Origin of the sequence: Micrococcus sp. HMSC31B01 (assembly GCF_001816085.1) — a bacterium.
Taxonomy (GTDB): domain Bacteria; phylum Actinomycetota; class Actinomycetes; order Actinomycetales; family Micrococcaceae; genus Micrococcus; species Micrococcus luteus.
Window position 1 is genome coordinate 1 of sequence record NZ_KV825325.1, and the last position, 963, is coordinate 963.

General features: G+C 76.3%; 1 protein-coding gene and 1 pseudogene. One reads left to right on the top strand and one right to left on the bottom strand.

The window, feature by feature from the left end; all coding sequences use genetic code 11:
* On the bottom strand, positions 1-697 hold a 697-nt coding region (locus HMPREF3105_RS10255; RefSeq protein ID WP_168168014.1), incomplete at its 3' end, for a phosphotransferase.
* 72 nt (positions 698-769) lie between these two features.
* Between HMPREF3105_RS10255 and HMPREF3105_RS10260 the strand changes: the two are divergent.
* Positions 770-963, top strand: a pseudogene (locus tag HMPREF3105_RS10260) (NAD(+) diphosphatase); the annotation flags it as partial.

The following is a 963-nucleotide window of genomic DNA, read 5'->3' on the forward strand; positions in this document are numbered from 1 at the left end:
CGGCCAGCCAGGCGACGTCGTCGGCCGGGTCGCCCACGTGCAGGTCCGTCCAGCCCGTCACGCCCACCACGCGGCCGCGTTCGAGGAGCAGGTTGTCCTCGTGCAGGTCACCATGCACGGGCACCGGGGTGAACCGCCACAGGGGCTCTTCCTCCATGGCCTCCTCCCAGCGGCGCAGCAGCAGGGGCGGCACGCGGCCGGAGGTGGCCGCCTGGTCGAGGGCGTGGAGGTGACGCTGCCGGATCTGCTCCGCCGTGTAGGAGGGCAGGTCCGCGTGGTCCACGACGTCCGAGGGCAGCGTGTGGATCGCGGCCAGCACGCGGCCCACGTCCTGCACCGCGGGCTCGCCGAGTCGGGCCAGCTCCTCCAGGGTGACGGGACGCCCGGGCATGTCCTGGTAGACGAAGGTGCGCAGCCCCTCGAGCCGCACCGCGCCCGCCACGGAGGGCGTGCGGAACGGCAGGCCAGCGCGCACCGCCGGGGTCAGGCCTGCCAGCACCTGCAGCTCCGTCTCGAGACGGATGCCCGCCTCCGGGGTGCGGGGCGAGCGGACCCGCCACCGCTGGCCCTCACCGTCCACGACGACGGCGGTCGAGAAGTCCGCGGGGTCGTCCGGGCTCGCCTCCACGGAGACGGGGGCGAGGCCGGGGACGGCCGCGGCGGCCAGGGCTGCAAGACGAAGGGGCTGACGATCCACCCCTCCAGCCTAGGCGCGGAACGCCCGCCCCCGTCGTCGGGCGCACCGGAGACGGGTCGCTAGCCTGGACGCATGGCTTCCTGCCCCCCGTCGTCGTCCGACCTCACCGCCGCACCGCCGCTGGCCCTGCCGCTGGCCCGCGAGGAGCTGGACCGCGGTGCCGTGGCTCGCCTCGACCCGGGCCACCTGGCGGCGGTCTGGGCGCGCGAGGGGACGGAGGTCCTGTGGCTGCAGGGCGGCCGCGCACCGGTCGCGGACGGCCGGCT